Source organism: Spinactinospora alkalitolerans (assembly GCF_013408795.1).
Taxonomy (GTDB): Bacteria; Actinomycetota; Actinomycetes; order Streptosporangiales; family Streptosporangiaceae; genus Spinactinospora; species Spinactinospora alkalitolerans.
This window is the reverse complement of sequence record NZ_JACCCC010000001.1, coordinates 3,748,000-3,763,571: the sequence shown is the minus strand read 5'-3', so window position 1 is coordinate 3,763,571 and position 15,572 is coordinate 3,748,000. Positions and strand designations below refer to the sequence as shown.

Sequence of the window (15,572 nt, the reverse complement as noted above, 5' to 3'; positions counted from 1 at the left end):
AATCTACGCCGCCGCGGCGTTCGGGGCATCCCCCGCGCCGCCGGGCAGCGGGTCCGGACGGGAGCACTCCGGCGATCCATTAGTGTCGTCGAGGTTATGGGCGCGAAAAGTGATTCGGAACTGCTCCGGGCGTACGAGCCGGTGTTGAGCTACACCAAGGGCGAGTTGTTCTTCCCCGCCGACATCGAGCGGTACCTCCACTGCTGCAGTCTGTGGCTGGACCTGCCCGGCGGCAAGGAGCAGGAGGTCGTCGCGGCGGGGGAGCTCACCGTGGAGCGGCTGGCCCAGGCCGAGCGGGGGTGGCCCGGCCAGTACCAGCACCTGCGGTTCGTGCAGGAGGCCTCGCTGCGCGCGGAGGCGCGGCGGTTCCGGCGCACCGCGCGCCCGGTGATCCCCAAGAGCGGCCGCCTGGCCGCCGTGGGCGTCTTCGGCCGCATCGTCGACGTGCTCATGAAGCTGTCCCTGCTGATCCGCGGGGCGGTGCCCGGCGGCGTCGCCGCTGCGGCGGCCACGCGCTACCGCGACAGGCTCGACACCGGCGGCGCCACCTACTACGGGCGCGTCCTGCGCGAGGGCGGCTACATCGTCCTGCAGTACTGGTTCTTCTACGCCATGAACGACTGGCGCTCCACCTACGGCGGGGTCAACGACCACGAGGCCGACTGGGAGAAGGTCGTCGTCTACCTGGCCGAGACACCCGACGGCGGCGTCGAACCGGTCTGGGTCGGGGCGTCCTCGCACGAGTACGTCGGTGACGACCTGCGGCGCGGCTGGGAGGACCCCGAACTGCGCCGCGAGGGCGACCACCCGGTGGTCTTCGTGGGCGCGGGCTCCCACTCCCACCAGATGCTGCCCGGCGACTACCTGATCCAGGTCGACCCGGCGTTCCTGCGCGGCCCGCTGCGGCTCTGGCGCCGGATGATCACCCGGCTGCTGTCCAGCAACAGCGCCATCGTGCGGCACGGCATCGGCATCCCCTTCGTCGACTACGCCCGCGGCGACGGCGTGCGGGTGGGGCCCGGCGGGGACCGCGAGTGGACGCCCGTCCTCATCGACGACGAGACCCCGTGGGTGCGCGGGTTCCGGGGACTGTGGGGGCGCGACACCGGGGACTGGTTCGACGGCGAGCGCGCGCCCAGCGGCCCCCGCTACGAGCGCGACGGCACGATCCGCCGCTCCTGGGCCGACCCGCTCGCGTGGGTGGGGCTGCACAAGGTCGCGCCCACCACGACGGCGGCGCGCGGGGAGCTGCTGGCGCACCTCGGCGACCTGGCGGACAGGATCGACGCGGCCGACGCCGACATCGTGCGCGGCCGCGACGAGCTGCGCCGGCTCTCCTCGGCCGCGACCGTGCTCAAGCGGCGCGCCCACACCGAGGCGCGGGCGCGCGACTACGCCGACCGGATCGTCAAGGCCGAGGCCAAGCTGACCGGGCTCTACCGCGAGCGCGCGCTGCTGCTCGACGAGCGCGACGTCCACCGGTCGGCGCTGGAGCGGGGCGAGTCCCTGGTCCTGGGAGCGACGGAGCACCTGCGCGCGCCGCACCTGCCCTACGCCTCCGGTGAGCAGAGGCCGACGCGCTTCCTGCACGTGTGGGCGGCGCTGAGCACGCCGCTGCTGATCATCGGGCTCGGCGCGATCGTGCTGCTGCTGGGCGGGGCGCTCGCGCTGCCGGCGTCGATCGGCCTGGTGCTGCTGTTCGCGGTCTTCGACGCCTTCGCCCGGCGCCGGCTGGCCTCGTTCCTCACCGGGCTGGCGGTCATCGCCCTGGTGCTCGGGGTGATCACCGCGGTCATCGTGGCGTTCACGCTGAACTGGCGGATCACGATCCTGGTCCCGATGGCGCTGGTGGTCGTCTCCCTGCTCGTGGTCAACGTCCGGGACCTGCTGCGCCGGTGAGGCCCGTGGCGCGCACGGTGATGTTGAGCCGGCCGGAGGCGAGCCCGCAGGCGGGATCGCCGGTGCCGGGGCGGGTGCGCGGAACACCGTGGTAGGCCAGCCGCGACGGGCCGCCGAAGACGAACAGGTCGCCGCTGCGCAGCTCCACGTCGGTGTAGGGGCGCCCGCGCGAGTGCGGCGTGCCGAACCGGAACACGCAGGCGTCGCCCAGGCTCAGTGACACCACGGGCGCGTCGGCGAGTTCGTCGCGGTCCTGGTGCATGCCCATCGTGGCGCCGGCGGCGTAGAAGTTGACCAGGGCCACGTCGTAGGGCGGCGCGTCCTCGGGCGGGGAAGCGCCGTAGGCCGCGGCCACGTCGGCGCGGGCCAGTTCACCGAGCAGGGGCGGGAAGGGCTTGACGGGTTCACCGCCGGGCAGCGTCGCCGAATAGGCGTAGGGCCGCCAGTGCAGGCCCAGCGACACCATCTCGACGCTCATCATCCCGCCGCGGGGCATCCGGTGCCGGCGCATCCCGGCCGGCCCGCGGGCCCACTCCCGGCAGCGCCGGACGAGGTCGCGCCGACGGTCGGCGTCCAGCCAGCCCGGGACGTGCACCGCCCCCGGGGCGACGGTCACCGGCTCCGGTCCGAAGAGCGCTTCGGTCACGCCCTCCTCCCCTCCGGCCGGATCCGGGACCGAACGGGCTGCGCGGGGCGGTCGGTGCTCATGGACGCCATACGACCACGCGGACCGGCGCGCGGCAAGGCGCGTTCGCCGGTCCCGTCGGGGCCGCGGGAACGCGGACCGGCCGCCGGAGGGTCTCCCGGCGGCCGGTCCGCGTTCTTCTGATCGGATCGCGACCGCCGCGCTCGCGGGGTGGGACCTCCAGGGCTCGGCCCCGCGGCGCCGCCGGCGGCTTGCGCGCACTGCGACAGCCGACCCCCTGTGCGAACGCGATCGTCGAACATCGATGAGGTCCCGGACTACTCCAGTTCGGCGTCCAGGGTGATCGGGGTGTTGGACAGCGCCACGCTGACCGGGCAGTTGGTCTTGGCGTTCTCCGCGGCCTCGGCGAAGGCCTCGGTCGAGATGTCGGGGACCGAGGCGCGCACGGTCAGGTGGATGCCCTTGATGCCCTCACCGGCCTGGAAGGTCACCTCGGCCTGGGTGCGGATGGTCCGCGGAGGCGTTCCGCCCTGGGCGAGGCCGTTGCTCAGCGCCATGGAGAAGCAGGAGGAGTGCGCCGCGGCGATGAGCTCCTCCGGGCTGGTCAGCCCCTCGGACTTCTCCGAGCGGGCCTTCCAGGTCACCTGCTGGTCCGGCAGGCCGGAGGAGTCGAAGGACACGGTGCCGCCGCCTTCGGCGAGGGTGCCCTCCCACTGGGTGTGCGCGGTACGAACGACAGGCATTGCTGCTCCTTAACGGCTGTTCGATATCAGTGCGGCGCGTGAGCGCGCGAAGCCGATCATCCCCGATTCACGCGGGATCTACCAATGTCGGCGGCCGTGGTGCGAGCCGCGAGAAAACATCGGCGCGCACGCATGAACGGCGGGCGCGCGGGCAGTGGGCCGTCCGCACTCGAGGGCGAAGGCGGGATCGAAGCGGCCCCGCCGTCTCCACCGGGTGCCCGGCGTCCCTGCTGTTCGAGCGGACGTCGTTTCCCGCAGCGGGCCGGCGGTGTTTACGGAGCCACCGCCGGGCCCCACCGCTCCGGCCGCACGGGTCATGGGGGAGCCGTGCGGCCGGACCGGGGAGCCGCATCACCGCTACCGGTGCGCCCGGCCCTTGAGGTGGTCGGTGAACCACGCCATGGCGGCGCCCGTCATCTGCTCCAGGGTGCCCGGCTCCTCGAACAGGTGGGTGGCGCCGGGAATCAGGTGGACGTCGTGCTGGGTGTGCAGACGTTCGGCGGCCTCGTAGTTGATCCGGATGACCTCCTCGTCGAAGCTGCCCACGATGAGCAGCACCGGCGCCCGCACGTCCTCGAGGGCCTCCTCGGCCAGGTCGGGGCGGCCGCCCCGGCTCACGACCGCGCCGATCCGGTCCTGGCGGACCGCCGCCGTCCCCAGGGCCGCGGCCGCCCCGGTGCTCGCCCCGAACAGCCCGATCGGCATCCGCTCGGTCTCGGGCAGCCGGATCAGCCAGTCGACCGCCCCGGTCAGCCGGCGGGTCAGCAGCGCGATGTCGAAGCGCAGCTCCGCCGTCCGCCGGTCCACGCTCTCCTCCTCCTCGGTGAGCAGGTCGAAGAGGAGGGTGCCGAATCCGGCCGTGTGCAGGGAGTCGGCGACGGCCTGGTTGCGCGGGCTGCGACGCGAGCTTCCGCTGCCGTGCGCGAACAGCACCACCCCCGAGGCCTCGGGCGGCATCACCAGGTCCCCGTTCAACCGGGCCTGCGCGGTCTCCACGGTAACTTCCCGGACGTCCATCCGTCGCCTCCTCCACGTGGTCGGTGCCGTGGCGCCGCCGCCGGCGGCGCCACGGCGGGCGTCACTGCTGCGAGCCGCCCTCGGTGCGCTGCTGCAGCCAGGCGTAGCCCAGTTGCATCCAGTCGGCCGCCCCGACGGCGGTCATGGTCGCCGCGGCCAGCCGGGTCAGCCGCGGCGACAGGATCAGGCCGGCGACGTGCCCGGTCGCCACCCACTGGGCCACACAGAAGGGGCAGGTGAGCAGTTCGCCGATGGCGTGCCGGGCGCCGCTCCCGCGCACCTCCTCCTGGAGTTCGCTGGGTCCCGACACCCCCTTGAAACGGGTGAACGGCACGCGCAGCGGGCTGGTGACGGGGTCCTTGGCCAGCAGCCGCGACGCCTTGTGCGTGGAGACGGAGATCAGCAGCAGGTCCCAGGGCGAGACCGAGGGCGGCGTCCGCCTGCCCTGGATTCGCGACGCCGCGGCGATGACGCCCACCCCGGCGGCGTAGGCGAGCATGGTTCCCAGGTAGGCGCCGGTGGGGCGGGACTCCCCGTTCTCGTAGGCGCGCTCCTCGGCACGGGCGGCCTCTTCGATCTTCGCCATGACGGGTCCGGCTCCTTTCCCGTTGTCGTGATCCGAGCGCGGCGGCGCGTCGGCTCCGCCGGGTCCGGACTCCTTGCTGACTTCCGGGGCGGACCCGCCGCCGGGGGAGGCGGCTGATCCGCCCGCCCGCGCAGGGCCGCGCGGATCGGACGGGGCGCGCACGCGTCGTCCGCTCGTCCGCGGCCGACTCGCTCCCACTGGGGCACTCCGCTACCGATCGCCGCGGCGTTCAAACTCGAGGACCGCCATGTTTGAAGGTCAGGGCCGGAGGTAGCGGTCGTGCGTCGATCGGACTCCGGCGCGGCGGGACCCCTCGTCCCGGTCCGCGGCGGCCACGCGGCGGCACGCGACGAAGGGACGCCGATGAGCGACGGGGCGGAAGTGGAGGCGCTGCTGACCACCCTCAAGCGGGTGGCCGCGACGCTGAAGGCCGAGGAGTTGCCGTTCGCGTTGAGCGGCAGTTTCGCCGCCTATGCGCGGGGCGCGGAGGCCTCCACCCACGACGTCGACTTCGTGGTACTGCCCGAGGACGTGGAGCGGGTGGTCGAGGTGCTGACCAAGGCGGGGATGCGCCGCGCCGACACCGTGGAGGACTGGCTGGCCAAGGTCTACGACGACGACCGGCTGGTCGATCTGATCCACCGGCCGGGCGACCGGCCGGTCACCCGCGAGGTCCTCGACCGGGCGTCGTCGCTGAAGGTCCACTCCGTCCACGTCCCGGTGCTGGACGCCACCGACCTGCTCATCATGCTGCTGGAGTCCTTCACCGAGCACGAGTGCGACTTCGCCCGGCCGCTGGCGACGGCCCGATCCCTGCGGGAGCAGGCGGACTGGGAGCGGGTGTACCGCGAGAGCTCTCACTCGCCCTACGCCCACGCCTTCCTGGTGCTGCTGGAACGCCTGGAGGTGATCGAAGCGAGGAAGGAGACGGCCGTGTCAAAGGAACGACCGCAATACCTGGCCACCCACCTGAAGGAGGCGCTGGCCGAGGATCCGCGCACCGGCGAGCTGGGAGTGCAGGTGCACGTCCGCGGCGACGACGTCTACCTGACCGGGGAGGTGCCCTGCGCGCAACGGCGGCGCAAGGTCATCGAGGTGGCCCGGGAGATGGTCCCCGATTACCAGGTGCACGACGAGTTGACGGTCGCCCACATCGGCGGCCGGCCCGAGGAGGAGCGACTGCCATGATCAGGATCGCCGCCGTGGGGGACGTCCACCTCGACGAGGACATGCGCGGGCAGTACCGCGCGCAGTTGGGGAACCTCTCCGATGACGCCGACGTGCTGCTGCTCGCCGGGGACCTCACCAAGCACGGCACCGTCGCCGAGGGGCGGGTGGTCGCCGAGGAGTTCCGCGATCTGGGCGTTCCGGTGGTCGCCGTGCTCGGCAACCACGACTACCAGTCCGACGCCCAGGACAAGATGGCCGAGCTGATGCGCGCCGAGGGCATCAGCGTCCTGGAGGGCGACGGCGTCACCGTCGACTGCCCCGGCGGGCGCCTGGGCATCGCCGGGACCAAGGGGTTCGGCGGCGGGTTCGCCGGCAAGTGCGCGACCGAGTTCGGCGAACCGGAGCTCAAGGACTTCGTCCGGCACGGGCGTGAGATCGCCGAGCGCTTCGGCGAGGCCCTGCACGGCCTGGACTCCGACACCAAGGTGGGCCTCATGCACTACTCGCCGGTCAAGGAGACCCTCGTCGGCGAGCCGCCGGAGATCTTCATGCTGCTCGGCAGCTACCTGCTGGCCGAGGCCCTGGACGACGCGGGCGCGAGCCTGGGCGTCCACGGCCACGCCCACGCCGGTGTGGAGTGCGGGCTGACGCCCGGGGGCGTGCGGGTGCGCAACGTCGCGCTGCCCGTGCTCCGGCGCACCTACGGCCTCTACCACCTGGACACCGCCGCGGACTCCTCGGCGGCCTGACGCCGGGCGCCCGCTGCGGTGGCGCCCGGCGCCCGAGCGGAGGTCAGCCGCCCACGTCCGGGTCCTCGTCGGGACGGGGGGAGTCGGCCTTCAGGGGGTCGTGGCCCAGGCGCATGAGTTCGCGCCGCCATGTGTCGTCCTCGGGTCGGGGGGTGGCGAGCCGGTCGCGGACCGAGTCGACGACCTGCTGCATCGTCCGCACGTCCTCCTGGGTGAGGTCCACTCGGCGCTTGTCGACCACGTGCAGGATCCGCCGTCCGGACTCGGAGACGTCCAGGTCGGGGTCGGGACCGAAGACGTCCTGGCCGGAGGCGTCGGTCAGCAGCCACGTGCGCAGTTCGTTGCCGTTCATGTTGACGACCCGGTGGAACTCCTGCCACAGCTCCTCCGTGGCCGGGTCGAGGTGCTCCTGGTCCACGCTGGCCTCCTCGTTCACTCGTTCACTTCGCGAACGCGCCGCACTTCTCGTGCGGCGGCCCGCTACCGAATAACCGGGGCCCCAAACCGCGGGGCCGGCGGCCCGACGGCGGCGGGGAACCGGGGTTTGGACCCGTCCCGCGGTGGTAGTCGGTCGCACGTGGCGCGACCCGCGCGGTGAGGGAGGACATTCATGAGGCTCGTCAGATCGGCGCTCGAAGGCGCGGCCGCCGGCGTGCTGGCCACCGGTGCCATGAGTGCGGTGATGCTGACCGCCCAGAAGGCCGGGGTCATGGGGCGCCAGCCCCCGAAGCTCATCGCGCGCCGGTTCATGCCGGGCGGCGGACCGCGCAGGCCCCGGCCGGGGGAGGACCCGATGACCGTGGCGGCGCACCTGGGCTTCGGCGCGGGCACCGGTACGGTGTTCGGGGCCCTGAGCGGACGGCGGCGCCCGCTGCCGGTGTTCGGCGTCGGCTACGCCATGGTCGTGTGGCTGGCCAGTTACGAGGGCTGGGTCCCGGCCCTGGGCATTCAGCCGCCCATCCACCGCGAGGCGCCGCGGCGGGCCTGGGTGATGGCCATGGCCCACGTCGTCTTCGGGACGACGCTGGCCCTGGTGCTGCGGCGGATGCGCCGCAACACCGACGGGCGCGGCGACGGTGACGGCGGCGGGCCTGCGGGGGGATCCGGGGACGCGCGCTGACCCCGACGCGCCCCACTCCCGCCGATCTCGACCGCGAGCGGCTCAAAGACCTCGCTACGGCATCTCCCCGGTGTAGGTGACGTGGCGGGCCACCTCGCGCAGCTTGATGTTGCGATCCATGGAGACCTTCTTGAGCCGGTCGAAGGCCTGGGTACTGCTGATCCTGTGGCGCTCCACCAGGATGCCCACCGCCTCGCCGATCTCCTGGCGGGTCTGGACCGCCGTGCGCAGGTCGGCGCTCTCCTGGGCGCCGGCGAGGGCGAGCGCGGCGTGGGAGGCGAACACCCAGCCGATGTCCCTGGAATGAGTGTCGAAGGCGTTGGCCGTGCGCGAGTACAGGTCCAGCGCCCCGAAGCTGCCCTTGCGGGTGAACAGCTCGAAGCCCATCATGGAGCCGACGCCCAGCTCCAGCGCGCGCGAGCGGTAGCGCGGCCACCGGGTCTCCTGCGCCATGTCGGCGACCAGGAAGCTGCGCTCCTCCCGCGCGGCGTCCAGGCACGGCCCCTCGTCGAACTCGAACTGGGCCTTGTCCGACTCCCGCACCAGCTCGCTGGAGGCCGCCGGCGTCTCGAAGCCGTGCTTGCGCTCCAGTAGCAGGACGCCGGCGTCCTCGCAGCCCTCCACGGTCTGCACGGCCAGCCGGACGATCTCCTCCAGGACGTCCTGGACCGAGTCCTGCGCCAGCAGGGTCCTGGAGATCCCGGCGAACAGTGCTGTGAGCTCCTCGTGTTGAGCGTCGTTCATCGTGCCCCCCTCCCGGCCCCGTTCTCTACCCTCCGAGGGGATCTTGAACCGCGGGGAATCACCGGCCGCCGACCGCCGGTCCCGCGCCCGCGGGCATCTTTGCGCGGCGCGTGGGTAGCCGGACCCGCGAACCCGGAGCGGTGACGGTTTCGGACGACGGATGCGGGAGGAGCCTCGGACATGTCGAAGGTCGTGGTGGTGACCGGAGCCAGCGGCGGGATCGGCCGGGCGGCCGCGCGGGAGTTCGCCTCCCGGGGCGACGCGGTGGCGCTCCTGGCCCGGGGGGAGGAAGGGCTCGACGGCGCCGTCGAGGACGTGCGGGCCGCCGGGGGCGTCCCGCTCGCGGTGCCCGTGGACGTGGCCGACCACGAACAGGTGGAGCGCGCGGCCGCCCGGATCGAGGAGGAGCTCGGCCCCGTCGACGTGTGGGTCAACGTCGCCTTCACCTCCGTGTTCGCGCCCTTCATCCGGATCGGGCCCGAGGAGTTCCGGCGCGTGACCGAGGTGACCTACCTCGGCTACGTGCACGGCACCCGGGCGGCACTGAACCGGATGCTGCCCCGCGATCGCGGCACCGTCGTGCAGGTGGGGTCGGCGATGGCCTACCGGGGGCTGCCGCTGCAGTCGGCCTACTCCGGGGCCAAGCACGCCATCCAGGGCTTCCACGAGGCGCTGCGGGCCGAGCTCATGCACGACGGGTCGGGCGTGCGGGTGACGATGGTGCAACTGCCCGCGGTGAACACCCCGCAGTTCGACTGGGTGCTGTCCCGGCTGCCCAAGCGCGCGCAGCCGGTCCCGCCGATCTACCAGCCCGAGGTGGCCGCGCGGGCGGTCGCCTACGCGGCCGACCACCCGCGGCGCCGCGAGTACTGGGTGGGGACCTCGACCGTGGGCACCCTGATCGCCGACAGGCTCGCGCCCGGCCTGCTGGACCGCTACCTCGCCAGGACCGGTTACGGTTCGCAGCAGACCGGCGAGCCCAGCGACCCCGACCGCCCGGCCAATCTCTGGGCGCCGGTCGACGACCGCGAAGGAGCGGACCACGGCGCGCACGGGGCCTTCGACGAGCGTTCGCACGCGCGCAGCCCCCAGTTGTGGGCCTCGCAGCACCACGGCCTGGTCGGCGCCGCCGCGGCGGTGGCGGCCGCGGGCGCCGCGGCGGGCCTGGTCCGGCTGCTGCGCCGCTGATCGGGCTCCGACCGCTGAGTTCACGAGGTGAGGCGGAACCTCCAAGGCGTGGCCCCGCTGTGCCGCCGGCGCTACGCGCACTGCGACGGCCGACCCCCGTGCACATCCGATCGCCGGATGTCGACGAGGAGCGGGCGGGCACCGCGCGGACCCCGCGGCCAGTGGCGCGGCGTTTACCCGTGGGCTTTCTCGGTAGCTGCGAGGAGCAGAGACGCCCGAAGAGTCCATGTGAGAGAGGGAGACCATGGCGACCCAGACGGAACTCTTCCTGCGTTCCCACCCGCAGGGGGCCGGCGCCGACATCGATGCGCTCAAGACCTGCGTGGAGCGTCTGGCCGCCTGCGCCCAGGCGTGCACCGCCTGCGCCGACGCCTGCCTGGGGGAGGCCGATGTCAAGGACATGGCCGCCTGCGTGCGCCTCGACATCGACTGCGCCGACGTCTGCTCCACCACCGAGCGCGTCCTGACGCGCCGCACCGCGCGCAACCCCGAGCTGGAGCGCTCCCTGCTGGAGACGTGCGTGCTGTTCTGCCGCGCCTGCGCCAAGGAGTGCGAGGCCCACGCCGGATCCCACGAGCACTGCCGGCTGTGCGCCGACACCTGCCGGATGTGCGAGGACGCCTGCCGCCAACTGCTCGCGACCATGTCCTGACCGGCCGCCTCCGGCCGGTGCCGGCAACAGACACGAAGGAGGATGTTCGACGATGCCTGCTCGTGATGAGCTTCCCAGCACACTGCAACGGTCACCGCGCAAGGCCCAGGAGACCTGGTCCAAGGCGCACGACTCCGCCGTGGACGAGTACGGGGAGGGCGAGCGAGCCCACCGCGTCGCCTACTCGGCGCTGAAGCACACGTTCGAGAAGGTCGGGGACCACTGGGAACCCAAGGAGCACAAGGGCCCCTCCGACCGCCAGGCGGCCAACCCCAAGGCCCCCAAGGGCAAGGGCGGCGACCGCGCCACCGCGGGCGGCGTGGACGCCAACGCCAGCAAGAAGCACCTGTACGAACGGGCCAAGGAGCTCGGGGTCGAGGGCCGCTCGAAGATGAGCAAGCCCGAGCTCGTCAGCGCGCTGCAGAAGGCCAGCGGCTCCCGGACCAGGCAGGCCCGGAAGAAGTGACGGTCCGCGCCGGATCTTCGCCCGCGCGGGCAGCCGAAGGGGCCCTCGGCGCAGAGGGCCCCTTCTCCGTGCCCCGGTGAGGCCGCCCGGGACACGTGGTCGCGCCCCCTCGACTTCCGAGCCTGCTGGAGGGATGCGCGTCCGATCCGTCGGCCCGCCGACCGCGCGGGTCGGCGTCCGGCAAGACCGCTACCGAAGCGCGCCGCCCTCAAACCGGAGAGGTGAGGGAGGGAAAGGGGGACGGGACCGCTCCGCACCCCGCGGACCGGGGGGTTTGACCGTCCCGGAGGTTGGTAGCGGCCCCGGCGCCGAGGAAAGGAGGAGCCGTGCAGCACGATGAGTTCATCGGGAAGGTGCAGAACCAGGCCGATCTCGCCAACCGGGGTGAGGCCGAGCAGGCGACCCGGGTGACGCTGGAGACGCTGGCCGAGCACCTGCCGGACGGTCTCGCACGCAACCTCGCGGGACAACTGCCCACCGAGATCGGGGAGCACCTGGAGCGCGCGAGCGGCAGCGGGTCCGGGGAGGCCGGCGCCGAACGCTTCGGGCTGCGGGAGTTCGTCGACCGCGTGGGCGAGCGCGCAGGGGTCCAGCGGGCCGGCGCGGAGCAGAGCGTGCGCGCGGTGTGCGCGGTGGTCGGCGAGGCCGTGAACGAGCCGGAGCTGGAGAAGGTCAGGGGCGTCCTGCCCGATGACCTGCGGTCGCTGCTGCCGCGGCAGAGGTGAACCGCCGCCGCGGGTGTGCGGCGCGCCGGCCCGGCGACCCGCTCCGCTGAGTTCTCGTCGGCCGTGCGGGGCCGACGGGCGGCTGCCGCCGCCGTAAAACGGACACGTGGACCAGCCACCGCTCTTGCTGCCGTTTTTCTCGACGACCGCCCGACACCCGGCGGCGAACAGCGACGCACAGCGGGCATGAGGCGCCTCACCGGCCCCGCGCCACCGGCGAAGAACTCAGTGCTCCGCGCGAGATCCGGACCCGGACCGCCGCAGGAGTCGGCCCGCGTACTCGGGAGGGCGCCGCTGCGGGATCCGCGGCGGCGCCGCGCGCGGGGCCAGGACCTGTTCCGCCGCGGCCAGGACGTCGTCGGTGGTGATGCGCAGCAGCCCGGGGTCGGGCCGTTCGCCCCACGGGTCGCCGATCCGGCCGGCCCACAGGCACACGTGCCTGGTGCCGTCGATGCGCGGTCCCCACAGTGCGGGGGAGATCGGGCCGAAGAGCACGACGGACGCGGTGCCGTACCCGGTGGCCAGGTGGGCGATGCCGGTGTCACCGCAGACCACCAGCGCGGCCTCGGCGACCAGCGCGGCCAGCTCCGTCAGGCGGGTGCGCCCGGCCAGCACCGCGTGCGGCCCGAGCCCGGCCACCCGCGCGACGCGCTCGGCGACGGGGCGCTCCTCGGCCGACCCCGTCACCACCACCTCGTGGCCCCGACGGACGAGCCACCGCACGACCTCGGCGAAGCGCAGCTCCGGCCAGCGCCGGGCGGGGAAGGCCGCCCCCGGGTGCACGACCACGGCCCCGGGGCGCCGGCTGGGCGTCGGAGGGGGAGGCAGGCGCAGATCGGCGGGGTCGGCGTACACGCTGTAGTGCTCCAGGAGCCCGCACCAGACGTCCACGTCGTGCGCTCCCGAGGGCCACCGCGGACCGTCGAGGGAGGGGAGGTCGGGGTGGGCGTGGCTCCACAGCGCGCGGGGCCGCATCCCGTGCAGCGCCGCGGTGCTCTGCGGTCCGCGCCCGTGCAGGTTGACCGCCAGGTCCGGTGGCGCGGCGCCCGGCCAGGGCGGGGTCCCCAGCCGCGGCGTGGCGGCGATCTCGGCCGGCACGCCGGCCAGGTCCAGCAGTTGCGCGTGTCCGGAGGGCGCGGCCAGGTGCATCCGGTGGCCGGGGTGCGCCCGGCCGAGCGCCCGCAGCGCGGGCACCGAGGTGAGGAAGTCGCCCAGCCCCAGCGCGCGCAGCACCAGGATCGAGGGCTCTTCGGGACGGGCCGGTGCGCGTTCCTCCGGCGTCCGTGCCGGGCGCGGCCGGATGAACGACCGTGTTCCTCGCATGGTGCACGGCTACCGCAGCCGACCGGTTTCAAACCCGCTGAACAGGCGGTGTCCGCCGTGCGTGGGGCCGCGGCACCCGGACGCGGAACGAGGGAGCGCGGGAACTCCTCCCGCACGCCCTCGATCGCGATCTCACCTCACGGAGGCGGACCGGCGTCGCGCATGTGCGGCCCCCGGTCGTCCTCCTCCGGCGGGATATCGGGGGTGAGCGTCCGGCGGCGCGGCCGCCAGGACACGAATGTCAGCGCCAGCCCGAGCGCCCCGACCAGCATGAGGATCCAGCCGATGATGTCGAGGCTGAGGGCGCCCGCGTTGTCGATTCTGATGCCGAACGCCAGGACCGCTCCAAGAGCGATGAACAGCAGACCTCCGACAATACCCATATCATCTCCTCGCAGGAGCGCGATCGGCCCGAGGGGGCGAGTAGTGCTCTAACCGCCCTTGCCGCGGGAGGCCTCGGTGACCGCCTTGCTGACGTCGTCGGGCCCCTCGTAGCGCTGGTCGGGGATCCGCCCGAGGACATCGAGAATGTCCTTGTCGGCGTCGTTGCCGCGGGCGTGTTCGGTCAGGTCGTCCCTGCTCGCCGGATAGTGGATTCCGGCCAAGGCCTTCTGCACCGTGATGAATTCCGCCTGCGCCATCGTCACCACCCTCTCTTTCGTCCTCGGCGACGAATCCGGCCGCTCGCCCGGGACGGGGCGGCGCCGGCCGTCGTCACTCGTTGGTCCGCGCAGCGCTGATGTCGGCCAGAGCCGACCCCGGGTCCTGCTCGATCGCGAGGTCGCCGATGGCGACGATCCCGGTGAGCCTGTCGTTCTCCACGACGGGGAGCCGCCGCACCGAACCCTCTCGCATCACGCGGGCCGCCTCTTCCAGGTCGGCGTCCGGGCCGATCACCGTGAGCCGGGAGCTGCACACGCTCTCCACCGGCTCGGTCCCGGTGTCCTTGCCGTCGGCGACCGCGCGCACCACGATGTCGCGGTCGGTCGCCACTCCGAGGAGGGTGTCGCCCTCGGCCACGATCACGTCGCCGATGCCCTGGTCACGCATGAGCGCGGCGGCCTCCCGGACGGTCATCTGCGGCCTCACGGTCTCGACCTGGGAGTTCATCACTTCCCGGACCTTCATGTCACTCTCCTTCACGGGCTGCGCGGCCGTGGCCTCACGCCGTCTCCCTTGTCTGTGAGCGCCCGTACGACGCCGTGCACGGTCCAACTACCAACGCCTCCCGCTTTGAAACACCGGCGGTCCCCGGACGGGAGGAGAGAGGACCCCGAGGCAGTAAAAACTGTCCTCGGGGGAAGCAGAGAGAGCGCGGACACCGGATAGCGGAAACCCGGAACGATTGCGGGGGGATCGATGGGACGGAGAGGCGATCTCTTCTTTCGGCGTCTGCACCTGCTCAGGGGGTCGCCGGAGGAGCGGCGCTACCGCCGCGAGCGCGTCAGGCTGGTGATCAAGACGGTCGTGGCCGCGGTGATCGCCTGGTTGGCGGCGATGCACCTGCCCGGTGCGGCCAACCCCTACTTCGCGCCGCTGGGCGCGGTCATGAGCATCTACCCCACGGCGGCGCGCTCGGTGAACGAGGCGGCGCTCTACGTCGGGGGCTTCCTGGTCGGCGCGGCCATCGCCATCCCGGTCGGGATGCTCGTCGGCGCCAACACGCTGGGCATCGCGGTGACGCTGCTGCTGGCGCTGGCCGTGTCCAGCTGGCGCCGGCTGGGCGACCAGAGCGCGCAGGTCTCCTTCACCGCGTTGTTCGTGCTGCTGTTCGGCGGGGACCAGGCCTGGCAGTACACCGTGCCCAGGCTCGCCGACCTCGGCGTGGGCATCGCCGTCGGCCTGATCGTCAACGTCGCGGTCTACCCCCCGCTGTACCTGCGCTCCGCCGACCGCGTCCTGGCCGCCCTCGGAGTCGACACCGCGGCGGCGCTCACCGAACTCGCCCAGGTGGTGTCCGACCCGGAGCGCGGCTGGACGACGTGGTCGCACCGGGACGACCAGATGACGAGGAGCGCGCGCGGCGCCCGCTCCGCCTTCGACCAGGCCTACGAGAGCCTGCACTGGAACAGCAGGGCGCTGCTCGCCCGCCGCAGGACCCCCCTGCCTTATTCCTCCGACATCGCGGTGATCGAGCAGGTCGTCGCCCTGACCCGCGGCATCGGGCAGACCCTGCGGGAGGCGCTCTACAACGAGGAGGGCTCCACCTCGAGCGTCAACCGGGAGTTCCGGGGACTCTACGCCGGAGTGCTGCGCCGAATCGCCCCGCTGCTTCCCGAACTCGCCGCCGACGCCCCGCACGGCCGCGGCCCCGACACCGGTGCGGCATGGGACGCCCAGCACGAGATGGAGGCCGGCGTCGCCCGCCGCAGGGAGGCCTCCGACGTCGCCGACACCGAGCACCGGCTGGCCTGGCTCACCCGCCGCATCCTGCGCGAACTCGATCACCAGCGACAGGAGTACGAGAGCGGGGAGAAGTCCCGCCGACGGCGTTAAGAGTCGGCGCCGAAGGGTAGCGGCTCCCGACGCCGCAGGAGTCCGGAA

19 protein-coding genes are annotated in these 15,572 nt (G+C 73.1%); 9 read left to right on the top strand and 10 right to left on the bottom strand.

Annotated elements, in window-relative coordinates:
* Positions 1–96: 96 nt before the first annotated feature.
* Positions 97–1,899 (top strand): hypothetical protein, encoded by a 1,803-nt coding sequence (locus HDA32_RS16685; protein ID WP_179644073.1) that lies wholly within the window; start codon positions 97–99, stop codon positions 1,897–1,899.
* Here the strand turns inward: HDA32_RS16685 and HDA32_RS30825 are convergent.
* The 4 genes from HDA32_RS30825 to HDA32_RS16665 all read right to left on the bottom strand — a co-directional run bounded on the left by HDA32_RS30825 (position 1,871) and on the right by HDA32_RS16665 (position 4,891).
* Positions 1,871–2,545 (bottom strand): alpha-ketoglutarate-dependent dioxygenase AlkB family protein, encoded by a 675-nt coding sequence (locus tag HDA32_RS30825; RefSeq protein WP_179644072.1) that lies wholly within the window; start codon positions 2,543–2,545, stop codon positions 1,871–1,873. The two genes, HDA32_RS16685 and HDA32_RS30825, sit on opposite strands and share 29 nt — an antisense overlap.
* A gap of 317 nt (positions 2,546–2,862) precedes the next feature.
* The gene (locus tag HDA32_RS16675) at positions 2,863–3,288 is read right to left on the bottom strand and encodes an OsmC family peroxiredoxin (RefSeq protein ID WP_179644071.1); all 426 of its coding nucleotides are present in this window, start codon (positions 3,286–3,288) and stop codon (positions 2,863–2,865) included.
* A 357-nt stretch (positions 3,289–3,645) separates the two neighbouring features.
* Entirely contained in the window at positions 3,646–4,305 is a 660-nt protein-coding gene (locus tag HDA32_RS16670; RefSeq protein WP_179644070.1) for a dienelactone hydrolase family protein, read from the bottom strand.
* A gap of 61 nt (positions 4,306–4,366) precedes the next feature.
* Complete coding sequence (locus HDA32_RS16665) at positions 4,367–4,891, bottom strand: DUF1360 domain-containing protein (RefSeq protein ID WP_179644069.1); 525 nt, start codon at positions 4,889–4,891, stop codon at positions 4,367–4,369.
* Positions 4,892–5,254: 363 nt separating this feature from the next.
* Between HDA32_RS16665 and HDA32_RS16660 the strand changes: the two genes are divergently transcribed.
* Together HDA32_RS16660 and HDA32_RS16655 are read left to right on the top strand one after the other, a co-directional pair.
* Positions 5,255–6,079 carry a nucleotidyltransferase family protein gene (locus HDA32_RS16660; RefSeq protein ID WP_179644068.1) on the top strand — a complete coding sequence of 275 codons (825 nt, stop codon included), beginning with the start codon at positions 5,255–5,257 and terminating at the stop codon, positions 6,077–6,079.
* Positions 6,076–6,810 (top strand): metallophosphoesterase family protein, encoded by a 735-nt coding sequence (locus HDA32_RS16655; protein ID WP_179644067.1) that lies wholly within the window; start codon positions 6,076–6,078, stop codon positions 6,808–6,810. Before HDA32_RS16660 ends, HDA32_RS16655 begins: the two co-directional genes overlap by 4 nt.
* A gap of 43 nt (positions 6,811–6,853) precedes the next feature.
* Here the strand turns inward: HDA32_RS16655 and HDA32_RS16650 are convergent, their stop codons facing one another.
* Positions 6,854–7,228, bottom strand: a complete 375-nt coding sequence (locus HDA32_RS16650) for a DUF3140 domain-containing protein (protein WP_179644066.1) — start codon at positions 7,226–7,228, stop codon at positions 6,854–6,856.
* Between the two features lie 192 nt (positions 7,229–7,420).
* Between HDA32_RS16650 and HDA32_RS16645 the strand changes: the two genes are divergently transcribed.
* On the top strand, positions 7,421–7,930 hold the full coding sequence (locus tag HDA32_RS16645; RefSeq protein WP_179644065.1) for a hypothetical protein: 510 nt from the start codon (positions 7,421–7,423) through the stop codon (positions 7,928–7,930).
* A gap of 54 nt (positions 7,931–7,984) precedes the next feature.
* Here HDA32_RS16645 and HDA32_RS16640 read toward each other — a convergent pair whose 3' ends face one another.
* Positions 7,985–8,674 carry a GAF and ANTAR domain-containing protein gene (locus tag HDA32_RS16640; RefSeq protein WP_179644064.1) on the bottom strand — a complete coding sequence of 230 codons (690 nt, stop codon included), beginning with the start codon at positions 8,672–8,674 and terminating at the stop codon, positions 7,985–7,987.
* A 180-nt stretch (positions 8,675–8,854) separates the two neighbouring features.
* On the opposite strand from HDA32_RS16640, the gene HDA32_RS16635 reads away from it, so the two are divergent.
* The 4 genes from HDA32_RS16635 (at position 8,855) to HDA32_RS16620 (ending at position 11,705) form a co-directional block, all read left to right on the top strand.
* Positions 8,855–9,862 carry an SDR family oxidoreductase gene (locus tag HDA32_RS16635; protein ID WP_179644063.1) on the top strand — a complete coding sequence of 336 codons (1,008 nt, stop codon included), beginning with the start codon at positions 8,855–8,857 and terminating at the stop codon, positions 9,860–9,862.
* Between the two features lie 244 nt (positions 9,863–10,106).
* Positions 10,107–10,514 carry a four-helix bundle copper-binding protein gene (locus HDA32_RS16630; RefSeq protein WP_179644062.1) on the top strand — a complete coding sequence of 136 codons (408 nt, stop codon included), beginning with the start codon at positions 10,107–10,109 and terminating at the stop codon, positions 10,512–10,514.
* 52 nt (positions 10,515–10,566) lie between these two features.
* Positions 10,567–10,980: a ChaB family protein gene (locus HDA32_RS16625; RefSeq protein ID WP_179644061.1), complete on the top strand. Its 414-nt coding sequence runs from the start codon at positions 10,567–10,569 to the stop codon at positions 10,978–10,980.
* A gap of 326 nt (positions 10,981–11,306) precedes the next feature.
* A complete protein-coding gene (locus tag HDA32_RS16620) occupies positions 11,307–11,705 on the top strand; it encodes a DUF2267 domain-containing protein (RefSeq protein ID WP_179644060.1) in 399 nt (132 codons plus the stop codon).
* Positions 11,706–11,930: 225 nt separating this feature from the next.
* Here the strand turns inward: HDA32_RS16620 and HDA32_RS16615 are convergent, their stop codons facing one another.
* From HDA32_RS16615 to HDA32_RS16600, 4 genes are all read right to left on the bottom strand, one after another.
* On the bottom strand, positions 11,931–13,028 hold the full coding sequence (locus HDA32_RS16615; RefSeq protein WP_179644059.1) for a glycosyltransferase family 9 protein: 1,098 nt from the start codon (positions 13,026–13,028) through the stop codon (positions 11,931–11,933).
* A gap of 137 nt (positions 13,029–13,165) precedes the next feature.
* Positions 13,166–13,411, bottom strand: a complete 246-nt coding sequence (locus tag HDA32_RS16610; protein ID WP_179644058.1) for a DUF6458 family protein — start codon at positions 13,409–13,411, stop codon at positions 13,166–13,168.
* Between the two features lie 48 nt (positions 13,412–13,459).
* Positions 13,460–13,669, bottom strand: coding sequence for a DUF2795 domain-containing protein (locus HDA32_RS16605; protein ID WP_179644057.1), 210 nt, complete (start codon positions 13,667–13,669; stop codon positions 13,460–13,462).
* Positions 13,670–13,742: 73 nt separating this feature from the next.
* Positions 13,743–14,156, bottom strand: coding sequence for a CBS domain-containing protein (locus HDA32_RS16600; protein ID WP_179644056.1), 414 nt, complete (start codon positions 14,154–14,156; stop codon positions 13,743–13,745).
* A 231-nt stretch (positions 14,157–14,387) separates the two neighbouring features.
* Here HDA32_RS16600 and HDA32_RS16595 point away from each other — a divergent pair, with 231 nt between their 5' ends.
* Positions 14,388–15,524 carry an FUSC family protein gene (locus HDA32_RS16595; RefSeq protein ID WP_179644055.1) on the top strand — a complete coding sequence of 379 codons (1,137 nt, stop codon included), beginning with the start codon at positions 14,388–14,390 and terminating at the stop codon, positions 15,522–15,524.
* The last annotated feature ends 48 nt before the right edge of the window (positions 15,525–15,572 follow it).

Excerpts from the sequence above, each read along its gene's own strand:
- HDA32_RS16685 (WP_179644073.1), top strand. The coding sequence starts at position 97 with ATGGGCGCGAAAAGTGATTCGGAACTGCTCCGGGCGTACGAGCCGGTG.
- HDA32_RS16675 (WP_179644071.1), bottom strand. The coding sequence starts at position 3,288 with ATGCCTGTCGTTCGTACCGCGCACACCCAGTGGGAGGGCACCCTCGCC.
- HDA32_RS16670 (WP_179644070.1), bottom strand. The coding sequence starts at position 4,305 with ATGGACGTCCGGGAAGTTACCGTGGAGACCGCGCAGGCCCGGTTGAAC.
- HDA32_RS16665 (WP_179644069.1), bottom strand. The coding sequence starts at position 4,891 with ATGGCGAAGATCGAAGAGGCCGCCCGTGCCGAGGAGCGCGCCTACGAG.
- HDA32_RS16660 (WP_179644068.1), top strand. The coding sequence starts at position 5,255 with ATGAGCGACGGGGCGGAAGTGGAGGCGCTGCTGACCACCCTCAAGCGG.
- HDA32_RS16655 (WP_179644067.1), top strand. The coding sequence starts at position 6,076 with ATGATCAGGATCGCCGCCGTGGGGGACGTCCACCTCGACGAGGACATG.
- HDA32_RS16645 (WP_179644065.1), top strand. The coding sequence starts at position 7,421 with ATGAGGCTCGTCAGATCGGCGCTCGAAGGCGCGGCCGCCGGCGTGCTG.
- HDA32_RS16640 (WP_179644064.1), bottom strand. The coding sequence starts at position 8,674 with ATGAACGACGCTCAACACGAGGAGCTCACAGCACTGTTCGCCGGGATC.
- HDA32_RS16635 (WP_179644063.1), top strand. The coding sequence starts at position 8,855 with ATGTCGAAGGTCGTGGTGGTGACCGGAGCCAGCGGCGGGATCGGCCGG.
- HDA32_RS16630 (WP_179644062.1), top strand. The coding sequence starts at position 10,107 with ATGGCGACCCAGACGGAACTCTTCCTGCGTTCCCACCCGCAGGGGGCC.
- HDA32_RS16625 (WP_179644061.1), top strand. The coding sequence starts at position 10,567 with ATGCCTGCTCGTGATGAGCTTCCCAGCACACTGCAACGGTCACCGCGC.
- HDA32_RS16615 (WP_179644059.1), bottom strand. The coding sequence starts at position 13,028 with ATGCGAGGAACACGGTCGTTCATCCGGCCGCGCCCGGCACGGACGCCG.
- HDA32_RS16610 (WP_179644058.1), bottom strand. The coding sequence starts at position 13,411 with ATGGGTATTGTCGGAGGTCTGCTGTTCATCGCTCTTGGAGCGGTCCTG.
- HDA32_RS16605 (WP_179644057.1), bottom strand. The coding sequence starts at position 13,669 with ATGGCGCAGGCGGAATTCATCACGGTGCAGAAGGCCTTGGCCGGAATC.
- HDA32_RS16600 (WP_179644056.1), bottom strand. The coding sequence starts at position 14,156 with ATGAAGGTCCGGGAAGTGATGAACTCCCAGGTCGAGACCGTGAGGCCG.
- HDA32_RS16595 (WP_179644055.1), top strand. The coding sequence starts at position 14,388 with ATGGGACGGAGAGGCGATCTCTTCTTTCGGCGTCTGCACCTGCTCAGG.